The 21007-nt window shown below is 71.2% G+C and carries 21 protein-coding genes and 2 pseudogenes; 9 read left to right on the forward strand and 14 right to left on the reverse strand.

Annotated features, from left to right (window positions below):
- Window positions 1-192, forward strand: a pseudogene (locus ACIBJF_RS25705) (IS110 family transposase); the annotation flags it as partial.
- 45 nt (window positions 193-237) lie between these two features.
- On the opposite strand, the pseudogene ACIBJF_RS25710 reads toward ACIBJF_RS25705, so the two are convergent.
- The 3 genes and pseudogenes from ACIBJF_RS25710 to ACIBJF_RS25720 form a co-directional block, all read right to left on the reverse strand.
- Window positions 238-1233, reverse strand: a pseudogene (locus tag ACIBJF_RS25710) (IS256 family transposase); the annotation flags it as partial.
- A 566-nt stretch (window positions 1234-1799) separates the two neighbouring features.
- Window positions 1800-2054 (reverse strand): hypothetical protein, encoded by a 255-nt coding sequence (locus tag ACIBJF_RS25715; RefSeq protein WP_399177018.1) that lies wholly within the window; start codon window positions 2052-2054, stop codon window positions 1800-1802.
- Between the two features lie 142 nt (window positions 2055-2196).
- Window positions 2197-2604 carry a helix-turn-helix transcriptional regulator gene (locus tag ACIBJF_RS25720; protein WP_399177021.1) on the reverse strand — a complete coding sequence of 136 codons (408 nt, stop codon included), beginning with the start codon at window positions 2602-2604 and terminating at the stop codon, window positions 2197-2199.
- A 234-nt stretch (window positions 2605-2838) separates the two neighbouring features.
- Here ACIBJF_RS25720 and ACIBJF_RS25725 point away from each other — a divergent pair, with 234 nt between their 5' ends.
- The 6 genes from ACIBJF_RS25725 (at window position 2839) to ACIBJF_RS25750 (ending at window position 8511) form a co-directional block, all read left to right on the forward strand.
- The gene (locus ACIBJF_RS25725) at window positions 2839-3054 is read left to right on the forward strand and encodes a hypothetical protein (RefSeq protein ID WP_399177023.1); all 216 of its coding nucleotides are present in this window, start codon (window positions 2839-2841) and stop codon (window positions 3052-3054) included.
- 41 nt (window positions 3055-3095) lie between these two features.
- Window positions 3096-3314 (forward strand): hypothetical protein, encoded by a 219-nt coding sequence (locus ACIBJF_RS25730; protein WP_399177025.1) that lies wholly within the window; start codon window positions 3096-3098, stop codon window positions 3312-3314.
- Window positions 3315-3449: 135 nt separating this feature from the next.
- On the forward strand, window positions 3450-5372 hold the full coding sequence (locus tag ACIBJF_RS25735; RefSeq protein WP_399177027.1) for a hypothetical protein: 1923 nt from the start codon (window positions 3450-3452) through the stop codon (window positions 5370-5372).
- A gap of 107 nt (window positions 5373-5479) precedes the next feature.
- On the forward strand, window positions 5480-6154 hold the full coding sequence (locus ACIBJF_RS25740) for a hypothetical protein (protein WP_399177029.1): 675 nt from the start codon (window positions 5480-5482) through the stop codon (window positions 6152-6154).
- A 140-nt stretch (window positions 6155-6294) separates the two neighbouring features.
- On the forward strand, window positions 6295-7470 hold the full coding sequence (locus ACIBJF_RS25745; protein ID WP_399177031.1) for a 4-hydroxybenzoate 3-monooxygenase: 1176 nt from the start codon (window positions 6295-6297) through the stop codon (window positions 7468-7470).
- A gap of 186 nt (window positions 7471-7656) precedes the next feature.
- On the forward strand, window positions 7657-8511 hold the full coding sequence (locus tag ACIBJF_RS25750) for a Bax inhibitor-1/YccA family protein (protein ID WP_399177033.1): 855 nt from the start codon (window positions 7657-7659) through the stop codon (window positions 8509-8511).
- Window positions 8512-8578: 67 nt separating this feature from the next.
- Here ACIBJF_RS25750 and ACIBJF_RS25755 read toward each other — a convergent pair whose 3' ends face one another.
- A complete protein-coding gene (locus tag ACIBJF_RS25755) occupies window positions 8579-8809 on the reverse strand; it encodes a DUF4287 domain-containing protein (protein WP_020940491.1) in 231 nt (76 codons plus the stop codon).
- Window positions 8810-8908: 99 nt separating this feature from the next.
- Between ACIBJF_RS25755 and ACIBJF_RS25760 the strand changes: the two genes are divergently transcribed.
- A complete protein-coding gene (locus ACIBJF_RS25760) occupies window positions 8909-9220 on the forward strand; it encodes a hypothetical protein (RefSeq protein ID WP_399177034.1) in 312 nt (103 codons plus the stop codon).
- A 10-nt stretch (window positions 9221-9230) separates the two neighbouring features.
- On the opposite strand, the gene ACIBJF_RS25765 is transcribed toward ACIBJF_RS25760, so the two are convergent.
- The 3 genes from ACIBJF_RS25765 to ACIBJF_RS25775 all read right to left on the reverse strand — a co-directional run bounded on the left by ACIBJF_RS25765 (window position 9231) and on the right by ACIBJF_RS25775 (window position 13434).
- Window positions 9231-10022 carry a hypothetical protein gene (locus ACIBJF_RS25765; protein WP_399177035.1) on the reverse strand — a complete coding sequence of 264 codons (792 nt, stop codon included), beginning with the start codon at window positions 10020-10022 and terminating at the stop codon, window positions 9231-9233.
- A gap of 283 nt (window positions 10023-10305) precedes the next feature.
- Entirely contained in the window at window positions 10306-11523 is a 1218-nt protein-coding gene (locus ACIBJF_RS25770; RefSeq protein ID WP_399177037.1) for an acetyl-CoA C-acetyltransferase, read from the reverse strand.
- An 891-nt stretch (window positions 11524-12414) separates the two neighbouring features.
- The gene (locus tag ACIBJF_RS25775) at window positions 12415-13434 is read right to left on the reverse strand and encodes an SGNH/GDSL hydrolase family protein (RefSeq protein ID WP_399177039.1); all 1020 of its coding nucleotides are present in this window, start codon (window positions 13432-13434) and stop codon (window positions 12415-12417) included.
- A 159-nt stretch (window positions 13435-13593) separates the two neighbouring features.
- On the opposite strand from ACIBJF_RS25775, the gene ACIBJF_RS25780 reads away from it, so the two are divergent.
- On the forward strand, window positions 13594-14985 hold the full coding sequence (locus ACIBJF_RS25780; protein ID WP_399177041.1) for a cystathionine beta-synthase: 1392 nt from the start codon (window positions 13594-13596) through the stop codon (window positions 14983-14985).
- A 328-nt stretch (window positions 14986-15313) separates the two neighbouring features.
- On the opposite strand, the gene ACIBJF_RS25785 is transcribed toward ACIBJF_RS25780, so the two are convergent.
- From ACIBJF_RS25785 to ACIBJF_RS25815, 7 genes are all read right to left on the reverse strand, one after another.
- A complete protein-coding gene (locus tag ACIBJF_RS25785) occupies window positions 15314-15628 on the reverse strand; it encodes a hypothetical protein (protein ID WP_399177043.1) in 315 nt (104 codons plus the stop codon).
- A gap of 229 nt (window positions 15629-15857) precedes the next feature.
- A complete protein-coding gene (locus ACIBJF_RS25790) occupies window positions 15858-16280 on the reverse strand; it encodes a hypothetical protein (protein WP_399177045.1) in 423 nt (140 codons plus the stop codon).
- A 10-nt stretch (window positions 16281-16290) separates the two neighbouring features.
- Window positions 16291-17706, reverse strand: coding sequence for a purine-cytosine permease family protein (locus tag ACIBJF_RS25795; protein WP_399177046.1), 1416 nt, complete (start codon window positions 17704-17706; stop codon window positions 16291-16293).
- On the reverse strand, window positions 17707-18639 hold the full coding sequence (locus ACIBJF_RS25800; protein WP_399177048.1) for an ABC transporter substrate-binding protein: 933 nt from the start codon (window positions 18637-18639) through the stop codon (window positions 17707-17709).
- A gap of 12 nt (window positions 18640-18651) precedes the next feature.
- Window positions 18652-19314, reverse strand: a complete 663-nt coding sequence (locus ACIBJF_RS25805; RefSeq protein WP_399177049.1) for an ABC transporter permease — start codon at window positions 19312-19314, stop codon at window positions 18652-18654.
- Window positions 19314-19955, reverse strand: coding sequence for an ABC transporter permease (locus ACIBJF_RS25810; RefSeq protein ID WP_351807415.1), 642 nt, complete (start codon window positions 19953-19955; stop codon window positions 19314-19316). Before ACIBJF_RS25810 ends, ACIBJF_RS25805 begins: the two co-directional genes overlap by 1 nt.
- Window positions 19952-20986, reverse strand: coding sequence for an ABC transporter ATP-binding protein (locus ACIBJF_RS25815; protein ID WP_399177051.1), 1035 nt, complete (start codon window positions 20984-20986; stop codon window positions 19952-19954). The genes ACIBJF_RS25810 and ACIBJF_RS25815 overlap by 4 nt, the downstream gene beginning before the upstream one ends.
- Window positions 20987-21007 lie beyond the last annotated feature (21 nt).

Genomic DNA, 21007 nt, shown 5'->3' on the forward strand with positions numbered 1-21007 from the left:
TCTGCCCAGGCCGCCGCCCGTTGCTGCCCCGTCTCCAAGACGTTCTACGAGCGCAAGCGCAGCGAGGGCAAGGGCCACAAGCAGGCTGTGCTCGCCCTCGCCCGGCGCCGCCTCAACGTCCTGTGGGCCCTTATACGTGACGGCCGCGCGTTCGCAGCAACTCCGCACGACATCGCTGCCGCAGCGAACTGACCCGCTCACCGAGCGTCGCCATCACTACTTGACAAACCCATTGGGAATCTTCTTCCAGTGCCGATCAGGGAAGTCCGCGAACGCGGTCAGATCCTCCTTCGCCTCCAGCAGCATGACCCTGACCTTGGGGAACTGGCGGCCGAGCATGTCGGCGACGGTCTCGAGCTGGGCCCGGACGGCTGCGGCGTGGGGCTGGGCGAAGATCGTGCGGATGGTGGCGGCCACCATCTCGGCGGAGTCTTTCGGGATCACCGCGAAGACGTTCCGCAGGAAGTGAACGCGGCACCTTTGGTGGCCGGCACCGAGCATGACCTTGCGCACGGCCTTGACCAGGCCGCTGTGGTGGTCGGCGATGACCAGGCGGACCCCGGACAGTCCCCGCTCGCGCAGCGAGCGCAGGAACTCGCTCCAGAACGCCTCGGTCTCGCTGTCGCCGACCATCAGCCCCAGCACTTCGCGTCCGCCGTCCTCGGTGATGCCAGTGGCGATGACCACAGCCTGGGACACGATCTGGTGGTTCACGCGAGCCTTGCAGTAGGTCGCGTCCAAGTACACGTAGGGGAAGCGGGTATGGTCCAGCGGCCGGGTGCGGAAGGCCGTGAGTTCGACGTCCAGGGCGGCACAGAGCCGGGAGACCTCGCTCTTGGAGATCCCGCTGTCCGCGCCCAGGGCCCTGACCAGGTCGTCCACGCTGCGGGTGGAGACCCCGTGGACGTATGCCTCGACGATGACGGCATACAGGGCCCGGTCGATTCGGCGGCGGCGTTCGAGCAGGCTGGGGAAGAAGCTGCCGGTTCGGACCTTGGGGATCGCCAGGTCGAGATCGCCGGCCCGCGTGGTCAGCGTCTTCCCGCGGTGGCCGTTGCGCAGGTTGGTGCGGGTCTCGGTGTGCTCGCCGGGCTCCGCTCCGATGAACGAGGTGGCCTCGGCCTCGATCAGCTCCTGCAGGATCCGCTGGGCCAGGACCCGGACCAACTCGATTCCGTCCGCCGTACGCAGTGACTCCATCAGCCGGAGTAAGTCATGCTGGGACAAGGCCATCGCGTCACCTCTCTCAACGAGCCTCTCTACTCGGAGAGTTGCGCGATGGCCGCCCCATGACCAGGGGCTATGCAGAGATCGCTGCTACACCACTTGGCGGGACACCATCTGTCATCACGTGGAACCGTGGCGAGCACGGTGAGTGATCGGCGCGTGGCCTGCGTGAGACGGCCAAGCCTGTCCCGGTGGTTGCAGCACCGGTGGCAGTTCACCGTCGTACATGGCCATCCGAATTCGAACATCCCGGAGAGGGCTCCCGGCGGCGAACGCCAATGAATCGGACAAGGTTGGCATCCAGGAGGGCCGCTGGTTGCAGTTCTGGCTGCAATTGCCTCCCCCGGAGCGCGCCGCCGACCCGCTGCGCGGCGTCCTCCGTCAGCCTGCAGGTCGCTTGGGCGTCACTCTTGGTAACCGATTGGCCACCGATCAGATGTCGCGAGGGCAACCCACCGGAGTCCTGACAGCGGCGCGTGGGGTTGTGGGCGGGCGTGCGCGGCCGGTGGTGGGAGCGAGGGCAAGCGTGCCGGAACCGGCTGGTGATCCGCGCCTTTCGCGGGCCTGCCGCGTCACGCCCCCTCGTACACCGTCAGTACCGCTCCGTCCACCTCGATGCGCCGGCCCGCCCGGAGCCCGTCCGTGCGCAGGGTGCGCAGGCAGGTGTGGAACAGCTCCAGCTCGTCCGCGTCCAGGATCGCCGCGGCCAGGTCCAGCAGCTCGGTCACCGCGGCCTCGGTGAGCACCTCGGGCAGCTCGCCGGAGAGTAGGACGACCGATTCACCGGCGGGGGCCCGCACCACCGCGGTGGTGGGCCCGCCATGCACGAACAACACGTTCCCCCCAAAGAGCCCGGGTGGTCGTACGGCTCTCGCTCCTCGGGCAGGACGAGAGACTAGCGGGCGATGAAGGCCAATTCGGGGGAAGTTGCATGATTTTTCCGGCGTGGTCCATGAACGGACCGCCGGATCACTTCTCCGGTGCCGGGCCCGCGGACCGGCCGAGCAGGGACTCGACCAGGGCGGCGACATGCCGGCGGTCCTCGGCCGACAGCTGCTGCACGCTGGCGATGAGCAGGTCCACCTCGGGATCGGTGGTGCGAGCGGCCGTGGCGTCGGCGTCCTCGGCGGACGGGGTGCCGTAGACATGGATGCCGCAGGCCTCGGCCGCGGCCCGGCGCACGGCGTCGAGCGGCAGCTCGAGGCCCTTGGCCAGGCCTTCCAGCGTGCTGGCCTGGGGCATGCGGACGACCCGGTCGGCGGTGGCCAGGTGGTGGACGGTGGAGCGGGGCACACCGCCGCGCCGTGCCACGTCGCCGTAGGACCAGCCCTTGCGGTCGAGACGCTCACGGATCAACTGCTGCAGTGCGTTGGCCACCGAAGTCCACTTCCTGCTTGCCGCTCGACCTGACCGTGCCTGTCAGCGCCGATTCTACGGTCGGGTAGCGGGGCCGCCGAAAGGGTGATTCACCGGATCGAGGTTGCGGAGCGCTGTCACGAGGCTCTAGTGTCCAATCTCGTTGGACAGCTCGTCCGACCAAGTTGGACAGAGTCCGGGGGGAACCTGACTCTCTCCGACCGGAAGCGCCTGTTTCCCGAGGGGGAATCGACCATGTTGAACGCCCACGAGCTCGACGCCGAGTCCGCGGAGCTGCTGCCGGGCCGCGAGGCCCTGGGGCGGCTGAAGTTCAGCTTCCACCGGACGGTCAACGTCACCAAGCACGTCGCGAACATCAGCGCGCACAACGAGTCCGCCGCCCTGAACGACCACTCCTCGTGGTCCGTGGCCGACTCCGCCGCCGGCCAGACCATCAGCGTCAGCCAGTAGCCGCGCGCACCGACTCACCCACCACGAAAGGACCAACCACCATGAGCATGGACATGCGCGAGCTGGACGGCGAGTCCGCGGAGCTGCTGCCGGGCCGCGAGGCCCTCGGCCGGCTGAAGTTCAGCTTCCACCGGACGGTCAACGTCACCAAGCACGTGGCGAACATCAACGCCCACAACGAGTCGGCGGCCCTGAACGACCACTCCTCGTGGTCGGTCGCCGAGTCGTCGGCCCAGCAGACCATCACCGTCACGCAGTAACGGCACCACGGCCGTGGGGACGGACCGCACCGGCCCGAAGGGGCGCCGAGCGCCTCGGAGGGCTGAAGAGCACAGGGCGTGCGGGCGGTCCGTCCCCGCTGTCTTTTCCGGGGGGGACGTGGGGGGAGACCACACATGACGGTGCTCGACGACGGCACCAGCGCGCTGTACGACACCGGTCCGGTACCCGGGCCCGGCGGCTGGCCGGTGACGTACGAACAGGTGACGACCGGCAGCCTGCCGGTGCTCGGAACACCGGTCCAGCCGGCCCCGCGGCTCAGCGCGGGACTGCGGCTGCACGGCGAGTACCAGGGTTCGGGCTTCACCGAACCGAAGTACATCGCCCGCCGGGGGGACGGGCAGGTCGTCCAGCTGTCGCGGCTGCTGTACCTGGTGGCGTCGTCCGTCGACGGCGTCCGGGACGTCGAGACGATCGCCCACCGGGTCAGCGCCCGCTACGGCCGCGAGGTCAGCGGCGAGAACATCCGCTACCTGGTGGAGAACAAGCTCGAACCGCTCGGCGTGTGCGTGCCCGAGGGCCAGGAGGACGACGAGGTCGACGCCCCGCGCTCCGACCTGCTGCTCGCCCTCAAGGGCCACCGGGTGATCTTCGACGAACGCCGCACGGCGCGGATCGCGCGGGCCCTGGCCTGGCTGCACCGCCCGGCCGTGGTCGCCGCCGTCCTGCTCACGGCGCTCGTGATGGACGTCTGGCTGTTCGGCTTCTTCGGGGCGATCGAACCGGTGCTGGAGGTCCTGGACCAGCCGGTGCTGATCCTCGTCGTCTTCGCCCTCACCGTGGCCTCGCTCGTCTTCCACGAGTTCGGCCACGCCTCGGCCTGCCGGTACGGCGGCGCCCGGCCCGGCTGCATCGGCTGCGGGCTGTTCCTCATCTGGCCGTCGATGTACACCGACGTCACCGACGTCTACCGGATCTCCCGCGCCAGCCGGCTGCGCACGGACCTCGGCGGGGTGTACTTCAACGTCGTCTTCATGCTGGCCATGGCCGGGGCCTACTTCGCCACCGGGGCGCAGTTCTTCCTGGCCGCCGTCTACCTCGGGCACTTCGAGATCCTCGAACAGCTGATGCCGGCCGTCCGCCTGGACGGCTACTACATCCTGGGCGACCTCGCCGGAGTCCCCGATCTCTACGGCAAGATCAAGCCGATCCTGCTCTCGCTCGCGCCGGGCGCCAAGGGCCGGGCGGCGCGCGCGGAGGTCGCCGGGCTGAAGAGGTCCGCGCGCACCATCGTGGCCGGCTGGGTGCTGACGATGGTGCCGCTGATCGTCGGCGAGATGGGCTACGCGCTGTGGAACCTGCCCCGGATCCTCACCACGATGGTCCGCTCGCTGACCGAGCAACTCCTCGGCACCGGCGGGGCGTTCGCGCACGGGCAGATCGTCTCCGGGCTCGTCGGGGTGATCGGCTGCGTGATGCTGCTGTGCCCGATGGCCGGTGTCGTCTATCTGTCGGTGAAGATCGGCGGCCGGCTCTTCCGGGCCGCGAAACGCTCCACCGCCGGACGGCCCCGGCTGCGGCTCGCGCTGTGCGTGCTCGCCCTCGCCGGACTGACCGGGCTCTCCTACGCCTGGGTGTCCGGGGCGACCCCGAAGCCGCTGCCGAAGAAGCCCCCGATCGCACCGATCCTGCAGCCCGGGGTGCCCACCGAGGAGCCCTCGCCGCGGGACGCCTCGACCCCGGGCCCCGGCGGGCCTGGCGGGTACGGCACCGGCGGCGCCTCCGTGTCGCCTTCGGCGGTGCCGGGGGCGTCCGCGTCGGCGTCGGGTGACGGGCCGTCACCGGGCACCTCGATGAGCGCGTCCGCCTCCGCGCCGCAGTCCTCGGCGTCGGCTCCGGCACCGGGCGAGCCGACCGGCTCGAAGTCCCATGAGCCGGACTCCTCCACCGGCGGCGGCACCGCGAGTACGCCCCCGCCCACCAGCGAGGACCCCGGCACCCCGAGCTCCCCGACCCCGTCGGAGAGTGTCCCCACGTCACCGACCGCAAGCCCCACGCCCACACCGTCCGGCGACCCGCCCGCACCGGCGTCGTCCTGACGTCCAGAAGTCCGGTGCCCGACGTCGCTCTCCCTGAGCCACCGCCCGAAGCCACTGCCCGAAGACCGCTCTTCGCAGGCAGTCCTCATGACATCGCAGGAGACCCCATGAGCAGCCACCGCAAGGCACGCTCCAGCAACCACCCCCTCGCCCGCCGGGCCCTGGGCCTCAGCCTGTTCGCGGCCGGCATCGCCGGTGCGGCCACCGCCGTACCGGCCCAGGCGACGACCGGCGCCTCGCACATGGCCTTCGCCTCCGACCACATCTTCAGCCACGCCGATCGAGCCCATCACATGCGGGCCGAGGACTCCTTCACCATCCGCCAGTTCGGCACGGTCAACGCGGCGGCGGCGCGCAACCAGGCCAACGCCGTCTCGGCCGGCTGCTCGGCCGACGACCACTGCCGGTCGGTCGCGCTGTCCTTCCAGATCGTCACGTTCGCCGGTGAGCGCACACACCTGAACGCCGTGAACCTCAGCGACGCGGCCAACAAGGAGTGCACCGGCTGCCAGACCCTCGCCGGCGCCTACCAGTTCGTCGTCTCCACACCGGCACCGCTCACCCTCGACGCCGGCACCCGGCAGCAGCTCGCCGACATCCATAGCCGGCTGGACGCGCTGACCCGCTGCGCGCTGCCCGCGACCGAGCTGAAGACCCGGGTCGACGGCCTGGCGGGCGAGGTGAGCGCGGTCCTGCGCGATGCCGTCGCCCACGCGCCGAAGGCGGCCGCGCAGCCCACCGTCACCCTGCACCGTCATCTGGACGGCTGGCCGGGCCGCTGAACGCGGCGCCGAGCGACGGCCCGATGGGGCGCGATGCGCCCCATTGACATCGTTCGGCCCCCGGCGCAGACTCTGGCGCAAGATTGGTGAAGAAAAGTTCACTGCGCGAACGCCTAGAGTCGACTCGAAGGGACGAACCGATGCGCACCACCGTCGGCATCATCGGAGCCGGGCCGGCCGGACTGCTGCTCGCGCGGCTGCTGTACCGCGCCGGCATCGACTCGGTCGTCCTGGAGAGCCGCGACCGCGCCTACGTCGAACATCGGCAGCGCGCCGGAATCCTGGAGCAGGGCACCGTCGACGTGCTGCGCGCGGCAGGCGCCGGGGAGCGGATGGACCGGGAGGGCCTGCGGCACGACGGCATCGAACTGCGCTTCGACCGGCGCCGCCACCGCGTCGACTTCCCCGGCCTGACCGGCGGGCGGTCGGTGATGGTGTACGCCCAGACCGAGGTCTGCAAGGACCTGATCGCCCTTCAGCTGAAGGAGGGCGGGCCGCTGCTGTTCGAGGCGGAGGCGCTGGCGGTGGAGGGCGCCGAGGGCGACCGGCCGCGCATCCGGTTCCGGCACGAGGGCCGCGAGGACGTGCTGGAGTGCGACTACGCCGTGGGCTGCGACGGCTTCTGGGGCGTGGCCCGGGCCGCCTTCCCGGCCGCGCTGTCCCGGGTGTTCGAGCGGACGTACCCCTACGCCTGGCTCGGCGTCCTCGCCGACGTCGCGCCCTCGCACGACGAACTCGTCTACGCCCGCCACGACCGCGGCTTCGCCCTCCTGTCCATGCGCTCCCCGTCCGTCTCCCGCCTCTACCTCCAGGTGCCCGCCGGCACGGACGCCGACGAGTGGACGGACGCCGAGATCTGGTCGGAATTGGAGCGCCGTTTCGAGACCGCGGACGGCTGGCGGCTGGAACGCGGCCCCATCACCCAGAAGTCGGTCACGCCGATGCGCTCCTTCGTGCACGAGCCGATGCGCCACGGCCGGCTCTTCCTCGCCGGTGACGCTGCTCACATCGTGCCGCCGACCGGAGCCAAGGGGCTGAACCTCGCCGTCGGTGACGTCGTCACCCTCGCCCGCGCCCTCGTCCATGAGAGGGAGACCGGCTCGGCGGACCTCCTCGACGCCTACTCCGCGACCTGTCTGCGCCGCGTCTGGCAGGCCGAGCGGTTCTCCTACGACATGACGACGATGCTCCATCCGGCCCCGGACGCCACCCCCTTCGACGCCCGCCTCCAGCGGGCCCGGCTGGAGCGGATCGCCTCCTCCCGCGCGGCCGAGACCGACCTGGCCGAGGCGTACACCGGATTCCCGCTGGGTTAGCGGCGGGTCTCGGCGAGGTAGCAGGTTCGTCATGGAAGGCGATCACCCATGGCCGGGAATCACTCGTCCGCGTAGCGTGTTGGGCAGCACGGCAGGGGAAAGATCCTCCTCAAGTATCATGGTCGGTCCTTTGCCAATCCATTACTCTTGAGCCAAGGCTGCGCACGGCAGCCATGGAGGAGTGAAATGAGGAGCAGCAACCCGGTCTTCTCGCGACGGGGGTTCAGCCGCGACAACGGCTACGCCGGCTTCAACACCGCGCCGCAGGCCGGGTACGCACAGGGCAACCCGTACGCGCAGAACCCCTACGCCCAGAACCCGTACGCCCAGCAGGGTGCCGGCGCCCCGCCGCAGGCCCCCGCCACCACCGACCGGATGACCATGGACGACGTCGTCGTCCGCTCGGCCATCACGCTCGGCACCGTCGCCGTCGGCGCCGTCCTCGCCTGGGCGCTGCTGCCGGTCACGGCGACCAGCTACGGCCTGGCCGTCGGCTCGGCGATCGTCGCGTTCGTCCTGGCGATGGTCCAGAACTTCAAGCGCACCCCGTCGCCCGCGCTGATCCTCGGGTACGCCGCCTTCGAGGGCGTCTTCCTCGGTGTCATCAGCGAGATGTACAACAGCCGCTGGAGCGGCGCCCCCTTCCAGGCGGTGCTCGGCACCATGGCGGTCTCGGCCGCGACCCTGCTCGTCTACAAGGCCGGCTGGATCCGCGTCACCGCCCGCTACGCCCGCATCGGCATGGCCATCGCCATGGCGTTCCTGGTGGTCATGGCGGTCAACCTGCTGCTGGTCGTGTTCGGCGTCGCCGAGGACGGCGGTCTGCGCAGCTTCGGTCCGCTCGGCGCGCTCGTCGGCATCATCGCCATCGTGCTCGGCGCGTTCTTCCTGACCCTCGACTTCAAGCAGATCGAGGACGGCATCGCCTACGGCGCCCCGCGCAACGAGTCCTGGCTCGCCGCGTTCGGCCTCACCGTGACCCTGGTGTGGATCTACCTGGAGATGCTGCGCCTGGTGGCGATCTTCACCAACAACGACTAGCGCCCGCGCCGGTCATGAGGAGGGCCCCGGGTTCCGACCCGGGGCCCTTCGCCGTCTTCGGCGGCGGCTAGAGCAGCTTGCGTGCCGCCCTCCTCAGGTCGTACTCGTGGACGATCGCCTTCGCGTGGCCGTACGCGAGGTCGTACTCGTGCCGGAGCCAGCTGACCTTCTCCTCGAAGCGGAACAGGGCGGGGCCTTCTTCGACGGTGCGCAGCCAGTCGGACACTTCGCGACCGGTGCAGTGGGGGATGCGGGCGAGCAGATTGCGGTGGGTCTCCTCCGAGAAGAGCTGGGACATCGGCGCCTCCGAACGCAAAGGGGATGTAAGCCGGTCCTTCACGTCACCGTGCCTGAGCGTTCGCGTGTTGGCAACAGTGCGGCGCGTTACGCTCGGCGCGTGGTTGATACGACGCCCTTGACCCGAGCAGTGGATCACTTCGCCGACAAGTTGCGCGCGGCGCCGCAGAGCCGGCTTCAGCGGGGTGCCGCGGCCGAGGCCCTGGAGCTGGCCAGGGAGTTGGCCCGGCGGGCCCAGGCCGTCGAGGAGCCTGGAAGCGAGCCGCGGCAGATGCCGGACGCCGGGATGTTCGCCGCGGCCGATCAGATTCTCGTGGCCGTGCACGACTTGGCGCTGGTGCTGCGCAGTGACGACGAAGTCGCCGAGGCGGTGCGGGTGGTGGAGGAGGCGCGCCGGAGGGCGGGGGTCTGAGCGCCGTTCCCTACAGGGACGCGATGACCCTGTCCGCCAGGATGTAGACCATGTTCCTGTCGTCCTCGCCGTAGGCGAAGGTGAGGGTGTAGGCGCCGGAGACGCCGGAACCGCCGAGCAGATACGGGGCCTCGCCCGCGTCCACCGCCGCCGCCAGGCGCTCGGCGGTCTCGCGGTGGCCCGGGGTCATGCAGAGGGTGGTGCCGTCGGCGAAGACGTAGACGTCGAGGGTGCCGAGGGGGCCCGGGCGGACGTCGGAGAGCTCGACGCGTTCGGCGGCCAGCTGCTCCAGCGTGGTCACGGTGCGCTCGTGGTCGTTCACCGCCGGCGACTGCACCGGGACGAAGTCGGGGTGCGAGGGGTGACGGCGGCGGGCCGCGGCCAGTTCGGGCGACTCCCCGGCGAACTCGTCGGCGTCGGCGGTCGGCTCGGACACCGGCTCCAGGCCGACGAAGTCGGTCTGCCGGGGCAGGAACAGCTCGGTGTCGGGCAGGCCGAGCAGGGTCGGGGTGTCGGAGGCGTCACGGGCTTCCTGCGCGGCCCAGAAGGCGCGTGCCTCGGCCAGCTCGCGCTCCCGCTCCTCGGCGAGCGCCTCGGCCACGGCGGCGCGTATCTGGTCGGCGTCGGCGCCGCTGCGGGCGTTCGGCAGCAGCGCGCGCATGGCGGCCGACTGGTTCTCGGCGAGCTGGGTCTGCAGCTCTGCCAGCTGGCGGCGCAGCTTCAGGACGGTGCGCAGGACGGCGACGCCCACGGCGCCCGTGGCGGCCGTGGTGAGCAGCAGGGCGATCGGCATGGCGCTCACTGACGTACTCCCGGTTCAAAGTCGACCCCCGACTTCCTACATCAGCTTGAAGGGCGGACTAAGCAGCTGTCAGTGCGTAACGTCACGAAACGGACAGGACTTTGGCCTTGTGGTTTCGCCAGGGGCCGCGCTGACCTGCACTGACCTGCGCCGATGTGTCCGTCGAGCGAGATAGGTCACATCCTGGGGGAGATTCGATCACGAAAAGGCCCGGAACCGGGGAGTTTCCTCGGTTCCGGGCCGCTTCCTGACGTAAGGTGCCCGCCTCGCTACGGACGGTGGATCAGCTGAGGCGCTCGATGACCATCGCCATGCCCTGGCCGCCGCCGACGCACATCGTCTCCAGGCCGAACTGCTTGTCGTGCCACTGCAGGGAGTTGATGAGCGTGCCGGTGATCCGGGCGCCGGTCATGCCGAAGGGGTGGCCGACGGCGATGGCGCCGCCGTTGACGTTCAGCTTGTCGAGGTCGATGCCCAGTTCCCGGTAGGAGGGGATCACCTGGGCGGCGAAGGCCTCGTTGATCTCGACCAGGTCGATGTCGTCGATGGTGAGACCGGCGCGCTGGAGCGCCTGCTTGCTCGCCTCGACCGGGCCAAGGCCCATGATCTCGGGGGAGAGACCGGAGACGCCGGTGGACACGATCCGGGCGAGCGGGGTCAGGCCCAGCTCGCGGGCCTTGGTGTCGCTCATGATGACGACGGCGGCGGCGCCGTCGTTGAGCGGGCAGCAGTTGCCGGCTGTGACGAGTCCGTCCGGGCGGAAGACCGGCTTGAGGCCCGAGACGCCCTCCAGGGTGACGCCGGGGCGCGGGCCGTCGTCCTTGCTGACGACCGTGCCGTCGGGGAGGGTCACCGGGGTGATCTCGCGCTCCCAGAACCCGTTCTTGATGGCCTGCTCGGCCAGGTTCTGCGAGCGGACGCCGAACTCGTCCATGTCCTGGCGGGTGATGCCCTTGGCGCGCGCCAGGTTCTCGGCGGTCTGGCCCATCGCGATGTACGGGTCGGGCAGCAGGCCGTCCTCGCGCGGGTCGTGCCAGGTGGAGCCGGTCGACTCGGCGGTGGCCACGGTGCGGGCCTCGGCCTCGGCGAACAGCGGGTTGTGGGTGCCGGGCATGTCGGAGCTGCCGTGGGCGTAGCGGGAGACCATCTCGACACCGGCCGAGATGAAGACGTCGCCCTCGCCGGCCTTGATGGCGTGCAGGGCCATGCGGGAGGTCTGCAGGGACGAGGAGCAGTACCGGGTGATCGTGCAGCCCGGCAGGTGGTCCATGCCCATCTGTACGGCGACGATCCGGCCGAGGTTGTGACCCTGCTCGCCGCCGGGGAGGCCGCAGCCGAGCATCAGGTCGTCGATGTCCTTGGGGTCCAGCTCGGGGATCTTGGCGAGCGCGGCCTGGATGATCGTGGCGGTCAGGTCGTCGGGGCGCAGGTCCTTCAGGGAGCCCTTGACGGCGCGGCCGATGGGGGAGCGGGCGGTCGAGACGATGACGGCTTCGGGCATCACGGCTCCAGTGAACGGGGTTTTCTTCTCGGGCAGGGCCGGTTGGGAAGTTACCGCTACGTATGGTCCAGGTCACCGGTGTCGGGGTGTGACACTGACCGCAGTTTACTAAGCGCTTGCTTTGGCCTGCGGCGGCTTGGCCGACATCGTGCGGGTGGCTCCTGGTCGCCGTCCCGGGGGCTCCGCCCCCTGAACCCCCGCTCGCCCACCCTCCCACCGCCCCGGCCGGCCGAGAAGACACCGTGCCGGGTTCGCCGTGGACGGGAAGGGGGGCGCGGCGGGATCGGGGTGGTGGGCAGGCGGGTGTGGCGGTGGGTGGGGAAGACCCCGCGGCGGGATTGAGGTGGGTGGGCAGGCGGGGTGGCGGGGGCGCGGTGGGTGGGAAGGCGGCGTCACGGGGCGCGCCGGCGGGAGGCGTGGTGGGAGGCGTCGTGGTCGGGCGCTGGGTGGGAAGGCGTCGTGGCCGGGTCGTGGCGGGTGGGCAGGGCGAGGGTGGCGGCAGTAAGGCCGGGTTTCCGCCCCGGCTCCGGGGGCTGGGCCGGTTCGGGGGTGGAGGGGGGCCCTGTCCCCGCTTGCAGCTGACCGGGTCGGTTGGGCGGGTGGGCAGGGTCGATGGTGACGGCGGTGAGCTGGAGGCCGGACCCGGCTCCGGCCTTCCGGCCCGGCTCCGGCCTTCCGGCCCGGCTCCGGCCTTCCGGCCCAGCCCCCGGCCTTCCGGCCCGGCCGGTCTTCCAGCCCCGGCCCTGGCCTCCCCGGTCCCGGCCCCCCGAGCCCCCGCTCCAGGGGCTGGGGTGGCTTGGGGTGAAGGGGGCCACTGCCCCCGCTTTGCAGCCGACCGGGTCGCATGGGCCGGGGGGAGCGGGGGGTCTGGGATGCGGAGGCCCAGGTGGGTCACAGGGACGGGCGGGCGGGTTCGGCTTCCGGGACGCGGCGTCGGCGGCGGCGCTTCAGCAGGGCCCAAGGGCCTCGCGGCCCAGTCGGCATCGCCGCCGTGACCTCGGTACCCGCCTCCGACGCCGCCTCGGCCGCAGCCCGGGCGACCGGCAGGAAGCCCTCGCGCCGCGACACGTCCGGCCGTTCCTCCTCAGCCGGCCACAGGCCCAGCGCCGCGCACACCGTCGGCAGCACCGCCATCGCCGCCGTCGCGTACCCCTCCGCCGAGGGGTGGTAGTTGTCCGGCCCGAAGAGCTCCCGCGGGTTGGCCTCGAACTCGGGGCCCAGCAGGTCGCCCAGCGACACGGTCCGTCCCCCCTGCTCCACCACCCCGATCGTCTGCGCCGCCGCCAGCTGCCGCGAGGCCCGCCGGGCCAGCCAGCGCAGCGGCTGCTGCACCGGCTCGATGGTGCCGAGATCCGGGCAGGTGCCGACCACCACCTCCGCACCGGCCGTGCGCAGCCGTCGTACCGCCGCCGACAGGTGCCGTACCGAACGGGTCGGCGGCATCCGGTGGGTCACGTCGTTCGCGCCGATCATGATCACGCACACGTCCGGGACCGGCGACGCCCCCGACAGCACCGACGCCACCTGGCGGTCCAGGTCGTCGGACTGGGCGCCTGGCAGCGCCACGTTGCGCAGCTCCACCGGGCGTTCCGCCACCGCCGCCAGGCCCGAGGCCAGCAGCGCGCCCGGTGTCTGGCCGGCCCGGTGCACGCCCTGCCCGGCCGCCGTGGAGTCGCCGAGCATGGTCAGACGGAGGGGCGGTTCCCCGGGGACGTCGTAGGCGTGGCCGTACACGCCGTCGGCCACCGGGACGCGGCCGCCGCTGTGGTTGCCCACATGGCGCCGGGCCAGCCGTACCTCCGCGAGCAGCAGACCGACGGCGGCCGCGCCGAGAAGCCCGACCCCGCCGCCGCCGTACGCCGCTCCGGCCGCGATGCGCCGGGCCACTCTCGCCCTCGACATGCTGGTCATGCGTCGCCGCCACCTCCTCGTAGCCGTACACCCACTCCTTGCCCCGTACGGACCGTGCGTCAATCTCAACGGTGAGTGAACGGCCGCGCCGGCCACACGGCTGGCCTTAGGCTGGCGACACCACTAAGACCACATCTTTTGCAGCATCCGGAGACAACGGTGCAATTCCACGACTCGATGATCAGCCTCGTCGGCAACACCCCGCTGGTGCGGCTCAACAACGTGACCAAGGGCATCCAGGCCACCGTCCTGGCCAAGGTGGAGTACTTCAACCCGGGCGGCTCCGTGAAGGACCGCATCGCCCTGCGCATGATCGAGGCCGCCGAGCAGAGCGGTGAGCTCAAGCCGGGCGGGACGATCGTCGAGCCGACCAGTGGCAACACCGGTGTGGGGCTGGCCATCGTGGCTCAGCAGAAGGGGTACAAGTGCATCTTCGTGTGCCCCGACAAGGTCTCCACCGACAAGATCAACGTGCTGCGGGCCTACGGCGCCGAGGTCGTCGTGTGCCCGACCGCCGTCGCGCCCGAGCACCCGGACTCCTACTACAACGTCTCCGACCGGCTCGTGCGCGAGACTCCGGGGGCCTGGAAGCCCGACCAGTACTCCAACCCCAACAACCCGCTCTCGCACTATCACTCGACCGGCCCCGAGCTGTGGGAGCAGACCGAGGGCAGGATCACCCACTTCGTGGCGGGCGTGGGCACGGGCGGCACCATCTCCGGTACCGGCCGCTACCTGAAGGACGTCAGCGACGGCAAGGTCAAGGTCGTCGGCGCCGACCCCGAGGGCTCGGTGTACTCGGGCGGGTCCGGGCGGCCGTACCTGGTCGAGGGCGTCGGCGAGGACTTCTGGCCGACCGCCTACGACCGCACCGTCGCGGACGAGATCGTCGCGGTGTCCGACAAGGACTCCTTCCAGATGACCCGCCGGCTGGCCAAGGAGGAGGGCCTGCTGGTGGGCGGCTCCTGCGGCATGGCCGTCGTCGCGGCGCTGCGGGTCGCCGAGCGGCTCGGGCCGGACGACGTCGTGGTCGTGCTGCTTCCGGACAGCGGCCGCGGCTACCTCAGCAAGATCTTCAACGACGAGTGGATGGCCGACTACGGCTTCCTGGAGGACGAGGGCCCGAGCGCCCGCGTCGCCGACGTCCTGAACGACAAGGCGGCCGGCACCATCCCCTCCCTGGTGCACATGCACCCGGAGGAGACCGTCGGCCAGGCCATCGAGGTGCTGCGCGAGTACGGCGTCTCGCAGATGCCGGTCGTCAAGCCGGGCGCCGGTCACCCGGACGTGATGGCCGCCGAGGTCGTCGGGTCCGTGGTGGAACGCGAGCTGCTGGACGCCCTGTTCTCCAAGCGCGCCTCCCTCGACGACCCGCTGGAGAAGCACATGTGCGCCCCGCTGCCCCAGGTCGGCTCCGGCGAGCCGGTCGGCGACCTGATGTCCGTGCTCGGCTCGGCCGACGCGGCGATCGTCCTGGTCGAGGGCAAGCCCACCGGCGTGGTCAGCCGGCAGGACCTGCTGGCCTTCCTGGCCAAGGGCGGAAAGCAGTAGCGAAGCCCGGGTGAACTGCGGGTTCACCGGCGCCGTTTGAGGTGAGGCGGGGTTCGCGGAAGTGGTACGAGCGTGTCACGTGCGCGCAGCACCCGCTTAACACGCGTCCGGCACATTGGTGGATGTCGGCAGGGCGGGAGCGGCTCCCCGCCCCGGCCGGCGCCGAACGGCGCCAAGGACCTCCGGAGCGGCTCCCGGACCTCCATGGACGCCACGGACGCGCAAGCCCGGCCCTGACCCGGCCCGCGTCCCTCGCGGGGACCGCCGTCGTCCCGCCCCCCGGCAACGGGGGTGCGGCGGTCCCCGCGCAATTCTTTTCCGGACGGGTTCAGCGCGCGGCGCCGGGTGCCCGACTCCCCGGCGGAGCGAGGCGTTCGGCCGTCTCCGACCCCGGTTCCGGCGTGTACACCACGATCCTGTGCTCCGGCGCCGCCGGGATCTGGGCGGCGACCGCGTGCCACTCCGGATACAGCTCCCGGCCGGCCGGGTCCAGGAAGACCAGCCGGGGCACGTTCCGCTCGGCCGGTGCCAGACGGCCGAAGCCGTTCACCGCGTCGCCGAGCGCGTTCCAGGCGAGCAGGTTCATGCGGGTGTCCGGCACGAACGCCGGGCTGTGTGCCATGCCGTCGAGCAGGATCCGCACGCCGGGGCGTACGCGGGGCGTGGGCCGCTGCCGCCGCCCACGCTGCCGGCGGGGCCGCGCCACCGCGGCGCGGAGCTGTCCGGGCAGCTGGACGAGATGTTCGGGGCGATCGGCGGGCTGACGGCGGCCGAGGCCGCGGACGTCGCCGCCCCGCCTACGCCACCAGCCGGTCCCGGCACGTCGACCTCCGCCAGATCATGGTCCTGCCGACCCGGCAGGCGTGAGCGGGTCAGTCGTCGTCGGAGGGGCGGCGGCGGCCGCCGAACAGGGCCGGATTGGTGCGGGCGGCCTGGACGAGGTTGACGCCGACGACGCCGCCCCAGGAGATCAGCAGGCCGGACAGGCCGGCGTTGTAGGCGCCGATCGCCGACAGCGGGATCGCCAGCACCAGCGAGACGACGGCGAGGCCGAACCGCTCGGCCCAGGAGTCCGCGCCGGCCCCGGGGCGGTTGCCGCGCGCCACCTGCATCCGCTGCTCGGCCAGTGTCCGGCGCAGCCGGCGCTCGACCGCCCCGTCGATGCGCTGGTCGACCTTCTCCAGGAAGGAGTCGACCAGCGCCGACTCGTACTCCTCGCCCAGTTCCCTGCGGGTCTGGAGGGTGGCGTCGAGTTCTTTTCTCAGGTCGGTGTCCCGCCCGTCCGTTCCGGTCATGAGGGACACGTTAGAGAGCGCTCACGCCCTGCGCACTGGGGACAACCCCCCTCTTGCCGTCCTCGGGCGGGTAGGCCGCGTTGCGCCGGCCCACCAGCCAGTACAGCAGCGCCGGTACGGCCAGGCCCACGATCCAGGAGATGTCCGCGCCGCCCAGCGGCTCCACCAGCGGGCCGGTGTAGAAGCCCGTGGCGAGGAACGGCAGCTGGGCGAGCAGGCCCAGCGCGTACACGGCGAGGGCGTCCCAACGCCAGGCGCCGTAGCGGCCGTGCGGGTCGGACAGGGCCGGGATGTCGTAGCGCTCCTTGGAGATCAGGTAGTAGTCGACCAGGTTGATCGCCGACCAGGGCGTGAAGAAGGTCAGCAGGAACAGCAGGAAGTCCTTGAAGGAGGACAGGAAGCTGTCCCTGCCGAGCAGGGCGACCGCCGTGCCGGCCACCATGACCAGCGCGATGTACGCGGCCCGCCCGGCCCGTGACAGCCGGCGCTGCCCGCGAAAGCCGCTCACGCTCGTCACCACCGACATGAAACCGCCGTAGGTGTTGAGCACGTTGATGGTGAGCTTGCCGAGCGCGATGACGAAGTAGAAGAAGGAGGCAACGAGTCCGGTGCCGCCGAGGGCGACGACGTAACCGACCTGGCTGTCCAGGAACTTCGCGCCCGCGGTCGCCGCGACCAGCACGCCGAAGGTCATCGACCACTGGCTGCCCAGCGCCGAGCCGGACAGCGTCCACCAGAAGGTCGCCCTCGTGGACGTCGTGCGCGGCAGATAGCGCGAGTAGTCCGCCACGTACGGCCCGAACGCCAGCTGCCAGGACGCCGACAGGGACATCGCCAGCAGGAACATCGGCAGTGAGAAGTGGGCGTCGTGCAGCAGTGCGGTCAGGTCCGCGCGGTCGAGGAGCCGGATGCCGAGGTAGACGAAGGCCAGCGCGCAGATCACGCTGGCCACCCGGCCGAGGGCGTGGATGACCCGGTAGCCGACGGCCGCCGTGACCGCCGTGACGGCCGCGAACACGACGATCCCGGTCGTGTCGCCGGTGTGCGTCAGCTCGCCCACCGCCTGCCCGGCGAGCACACTGCCGGACGCGAAGAAGCCGACGTACATCACGATCACCAGGAGCAGCGGTACGACCGCCCCGCGCACCCCGAACTGCGCCCGCGACTGGATCATCTGCGGCAGACCGAGCCGGGGGCCCTGCGCCGAGTGCAGGGCCATCACCGCGCCGCCGAGCAGATTGCCCAGCAGCAGGCCGGTCAGCGACCAGACGACGTCCCCGCCGAAGACGACCGCGAGGGCGCCGGTGACGACCGCCGTGATCTGCAGGTTGGCACCCAGCCAGAGCGTGAACTGGCTGAAGGCGGTGCCATGGCGCTCCTCGTCCGGGACGACGTCGATGGAGCGTAGTTCCACCAGGCCGCTCATCTACTTCACCAGCCCGTGCTGCTTCGCGTAGGCGTTGGCCACGTCCTCGGGGTCCTTCTTGTCCTTGTCCACCTGCCGGTTGAGCTCGGTGAGCTGGGCGGTGGTCAGCAGGTTGCCGAGCCGGGCGAGGGCCTTGCGGACGGTGTCGTCGGCCTTGCGGTCGGCGATGAGCGGGACGATGTGCTGGCTGGGGATCAGGTGCTGGGGGTCGGTGAGCACCACCCAGTCGTTGGCCTTGATGTCGGTGTCGGTGGTGAACAGGTTCGCCACGTCCACGTCGCCCTTCTTCAACGCGCCCTTGACCAGCGGCCCGTCGGAGTCGAGCGACTTGAACTCCTTGAACTCCACGCCGTACACGTCCTTCAGGCCGACCGCGCCGACCTGACGCTTCTTCACCTCGGGGGCGGCGCCGATGACCAGCTTCCCGTTCTGCTTCCTCAGGTCGGCGAGGGACGCCAGGCCGTACTTCTTCGCCGTCTCGCGGGTGACGACGAAGGCGTCGGAGTCCTCCGCCATGCCGTACGGCAGCACCTGGAGTCCGGCCGGGAGGGCCTGGGTGAGGGCGTTCTGCATCTCGCCCGACTCGGTGGCCGTGACCTTCGGGGCCAGGTAGTTGAGGAGGGCGCCCTGGTACTCGGGCAGCAGGTCGATGTCGCCGCCCCTGAGGGCGGGGATGACGATCTCGCGGGTGCCGAGGTTGGGGCGGACGGTCGTCTTCACACCGGCGCCCTGGAGGGCGGCGGCGTAGAGGTAGCCGAGGACCTGGTTCTCGGTGAAGTTGGCCGTGCCGATGGTGACTCCGCCCTTGCTGGAGCCACCGCCGCCGGCGGCGGAGCCCTGGCCGTTGAGGGAGGTGATGCCGCCCGCGCAGGCGGAGAGGGCGGGGACGGAGGCGACCGCGAACAGGCCGCCGAGGACAGTACGTCGGTTCATTGGTCGTTTTCCCTACGCGGTGCGGTGACGGAAGAGGAAGCGCTGGAGCGAGGCCAGGGCCACGTCCAGGACGACGGCGACGACGGCGACCAGCACCGCCCCGCCGAGCACCTGGACCAGGTCGCGCTGGGCGAGGCCGTCGAAGACGTAGCGGCCCAGCCCCCCGAAGGAGACGTACGCGGCGATGGTCGCCGTGGCGACGACCTGGATCAGGGCCAGGCGCAGGCCGCTCATGATCAGCGGCAGCGCGAGCGGCAGCTCGACCTGGAACAGGACCTGGTGGCCGCGCATGCCCTGGCCACGGGCGGCGTCCTTGACGTCCGGGTCGACGGCGGTCATCCCGGCGTAGGTGTTGGTGACGATCGCCGGGACGGCGAGGGCGACCAGCGCGACGTACACCGGCAGCATCGACAGGCCGCCGGCCAGGAAGACCAGGACGACCAGGCCGACGGTCGGCAGGGCGCGGCCGAAGGAGGCGAGGTTGATCGCGAGGAACGCGCCCTTGCCGGTGTGCCCGATCAGCAGGCCGAGCGGCAGGCCGATGGCGGCGGCGATGAGCGTGGCCAGCAGCGAGTACTGCAGGTGTTCGGCGAGGCGGTGCGCGATGCCGTCCGGGCCGGTCCACTGGGAGCCGCTGACCAGCCACGTCCCGAGGTTCTTGAACAGTTCGTACATCAGGCTCGCCTCCTGGCCCAGGGGGTGAGGGCGTACTGGACGGCGACCAGGGCCGCGTCCGCGACGACCGCGAGGAGCAAGGTGAGGACCACTCCGGCGATCACCGGGGTCGGGAAGTTGCGCTGGAAGCCGTCGGTGAAGAGCTGGCCGAGGCCGCCGTCGCCGATGTAGGTCGCGACGGAGACCAGGGAGATCGACATGACGGTGGCGATCCGGACGCCCGCCATGATCACGGGGAGCGCGAGCGGGAACTCGACGGTGAGGAGGGTGCGCAGGGGGCGCGTGCCCATCGCCTTCGCCGCTTCCTTCACCTTCACGGGGACCGAGTCCAGGCCCTCGACGGTGTTCCGCAGCAGGACGACCAGGGTGTAGACCGTCAGGCCGGTCACGGTGGTGGTGCGGGTCAGGCCGCTGACCGGCAGCAGCAGGACGAAGATCGCGATCGAGGGGATCGTGAAGAGGACGTTGGACGCGCCGAGCAGGAAGCCGCGCAGCCGGGGGATCCGGTGGGCGACCACGGCCAGCGGCAGCGAGATCAGCAGGCCCAGGGCGACGGCCGTGAGGGCGGCCTGGAGGTGGGAGAGCGTGAGGGTGGTGAGGTCGTCGGTGTGGGCCGATATCCAGGACCAGTCGATCGTCATGCGGCCACCCTCACTTCGGCGTGGGCGCGCCCGGCGTGCTCGTGGATGTCGTCGCGGGAGGACACTCCGGTGAGGACGCCGTCGGCGTCGACACGGGCGATCAGTCCGGTGGGGGAGGCGACCGACTCGTTGAGGGCCGACAGCAGGGAGTCGGTGTCCTTCAGCGGGCGCACCGGGAGCTCGGTGTCCTTCGAGGCCCAGTGCAGGGGCTTGTTCGCCGCGTCGAGGACGAGGGTCCAGGCGCCGCCCTGCGGTGCCGGGCCCTGGGGGACGTCGGCGAGGGTCTTCAGGGACAGCAGCTTCAGGCCGCGCTCGGCGCCGAGGAAGCCGGCCACGAAGTCGTCGGCGGGGCGGGCGAGGAGTTCGGCGGGCGGGGCGCACTGGACCAGGTGGCCGCCGGTGCGGAACACGGCGATCCGGTCGCCGAGCCGTACCGCCTCGTCGATGTCGTGCGTGACGAAGACGATGGTCTTGTTCAGCTCCGCCTGGAGCCGGAGAAGTTCGTCCTGGAGCTGGGTGCGCACGACCGGGTCGACGGCGCCGAACGGCTCGTCCATGAGCAGCACCGGCGGGTCGGCTGCCAGGGCGCGGGCGACGCCGACGCGCTGCTGCTGGCCGCCGGAGAGCTGGTGCGGGTAGCGCTTGCCGGCCTCGGGGGCCAGGCCGACGGTCTCCAGCAGTTCGGCGGCGCGGGTCCGGGCCTTCCTGCGGTTCCAGCCGAGCAGCAGCGGGACGGTGGCGATGTTGTCGAGCACCGTGCGGTGCGGGAAGAGGCCGGCCTGCTGGATGACATAGCCGATGGAGCGGCGCAGCTCGGCCGCGTCCTGCCGGGTGACGTCCTTGCCGCCGACGCGGATGGTGCCGGAGGTCGGCTCGACCATCCGGTTGATCATCCGCAGGGTGGTGGTCTTGCCGCAACCGGAGGATCCGACCAGGACGGTGATACCGCCTTCCGGCATCTCCAGGCTGAGGTCGTGGACTGCTGTCGTGCCGTTGGGGAAGCGCTTGTGGACCGCGTCGAACTGGATCATGAGATGTCCCTTGCCCGGCTG

It is taken from the genome of Streptomyces sp. NPDC050743 (assembly GCF_044456925.1).
Classification (GTDB): Bacteria; Actinomycetota; Actinomycetes; order Streptomycetales; family Streptomycetaceae; genus Streptomyces.

Excerpts from the sequence above, each read along its gene's own strand:
- ACIBJF_RS25745 (WP_399177031.1), top strand. The coding sequence starts at position 6,295 with ATGCGCACCACCGTCGGCATCATCGGAGCCGGGCCGGCCGGACTGCTG.
- ACIBJF_RS25770 (WP_399177037.1), bottom strand. The coding sequence starts at position 11,523 with ATGCCCGAAGCCGTCATCGTCTCGACCGCCCGCTCCCCCATCGGCCGC.
- ACIBJF_RS25740 (WP_399177029.1), top strand. The coding sequence starts at position 5,480 with ATGAGCAGCCACCGCAAGGCACGCTCCAGCAACCACCCCCTCGCCCGC.
- ACIBJF_RS25810 (WP_351807415.1), bottom strand. The coding sequence starts at position 19,955 with ATGACGATCGACTGGTCCTGGATATCGGCCCACACCGACGACCTCACC.
- ACIBJF_RS25730 (WP_399177025.1), top strand. The coding sequence starts at position 3,096 with ATGAGCATGGACATGCGCGAGCTGGACGGCGAGTCCGCGGAGCTGCTG.
- ACIBJF_RS25790 (WP_399177045.1), bottom strand. The coding sequence starts at position 16,280 with ATGACCGGAACGGACGGGCGGGACACCGACCTGAGAAAAGAACTCGAC.
- ACIBJF_RS25815 (WP_399177051.1), bottom strand. The coding sequence starts at position 20,986 with ATGATCCAGTTCGACGCGGTCCACAAGCGCTTCCCCAACGGCACGACA.
- ACIBJF_RS25750 (WP_399177033.1), top strand. The coding sequence starts at position 7,657 with ATGAGGAGCAGCAACCCGGTCTTCTCGCGACGGGGGTTCAGCCGCGAC.
- ACIBJF_RS25775 (WP_399177039.1), bottom strand. The coding sequence starts at position 13,434 with ATGACCAGCATGTCGAGGGCGAGAGTGGCCCGGCGCATCGCGGCCGGA.
- ACIBJF_RS25805 (WP_399177049.1), bottom strand. The coding sequence starts at position 19,314 with ATGTACGAACTGTTCAAGAACCTCGGGACGTGGCTGGTCAGCGGCTCC.
- ACIBJF_RS25800 (WP_399177048.1), bottom strand. The coding sequence starts at position 18,639 with ATGAACCGACGTACTGTCCTCGGCGGCCTGTTCGCGGTCGCCTCCGTC.
- ACIBJF_RS25795 (WP_399177046.1), bottom strand. The coding sequence starts at position 17,706 with ATGAGCGGCCTGGTGGAACTACGCTCCATCGACGTCGTCCCGGACGAG.
- ACIBJF_RS25735 (WP_399177027.1), top strand. The coding sequence starts at position 3,450 with ATGACGGTGCTCGACGACGGCACCAGCGCGCTGTACGACACCGGTCCG.
- ACIBJF_RS25755 (WP_020940491.1), bottom strand. The coding sequence starts at position 8,809 with ATGTCCCAGCTCTTCTCGGAGGAGACCCACCGCAATCTGCTCGCCCGC.
- ACIBJF_RS25725 (WP_399177023.1), top strand. The coding sequence starts at position 2,839 with ATGTTGAACGCCCACGAGCTCGACGCCGAGTCCGCGGAGCTGCTGCCG.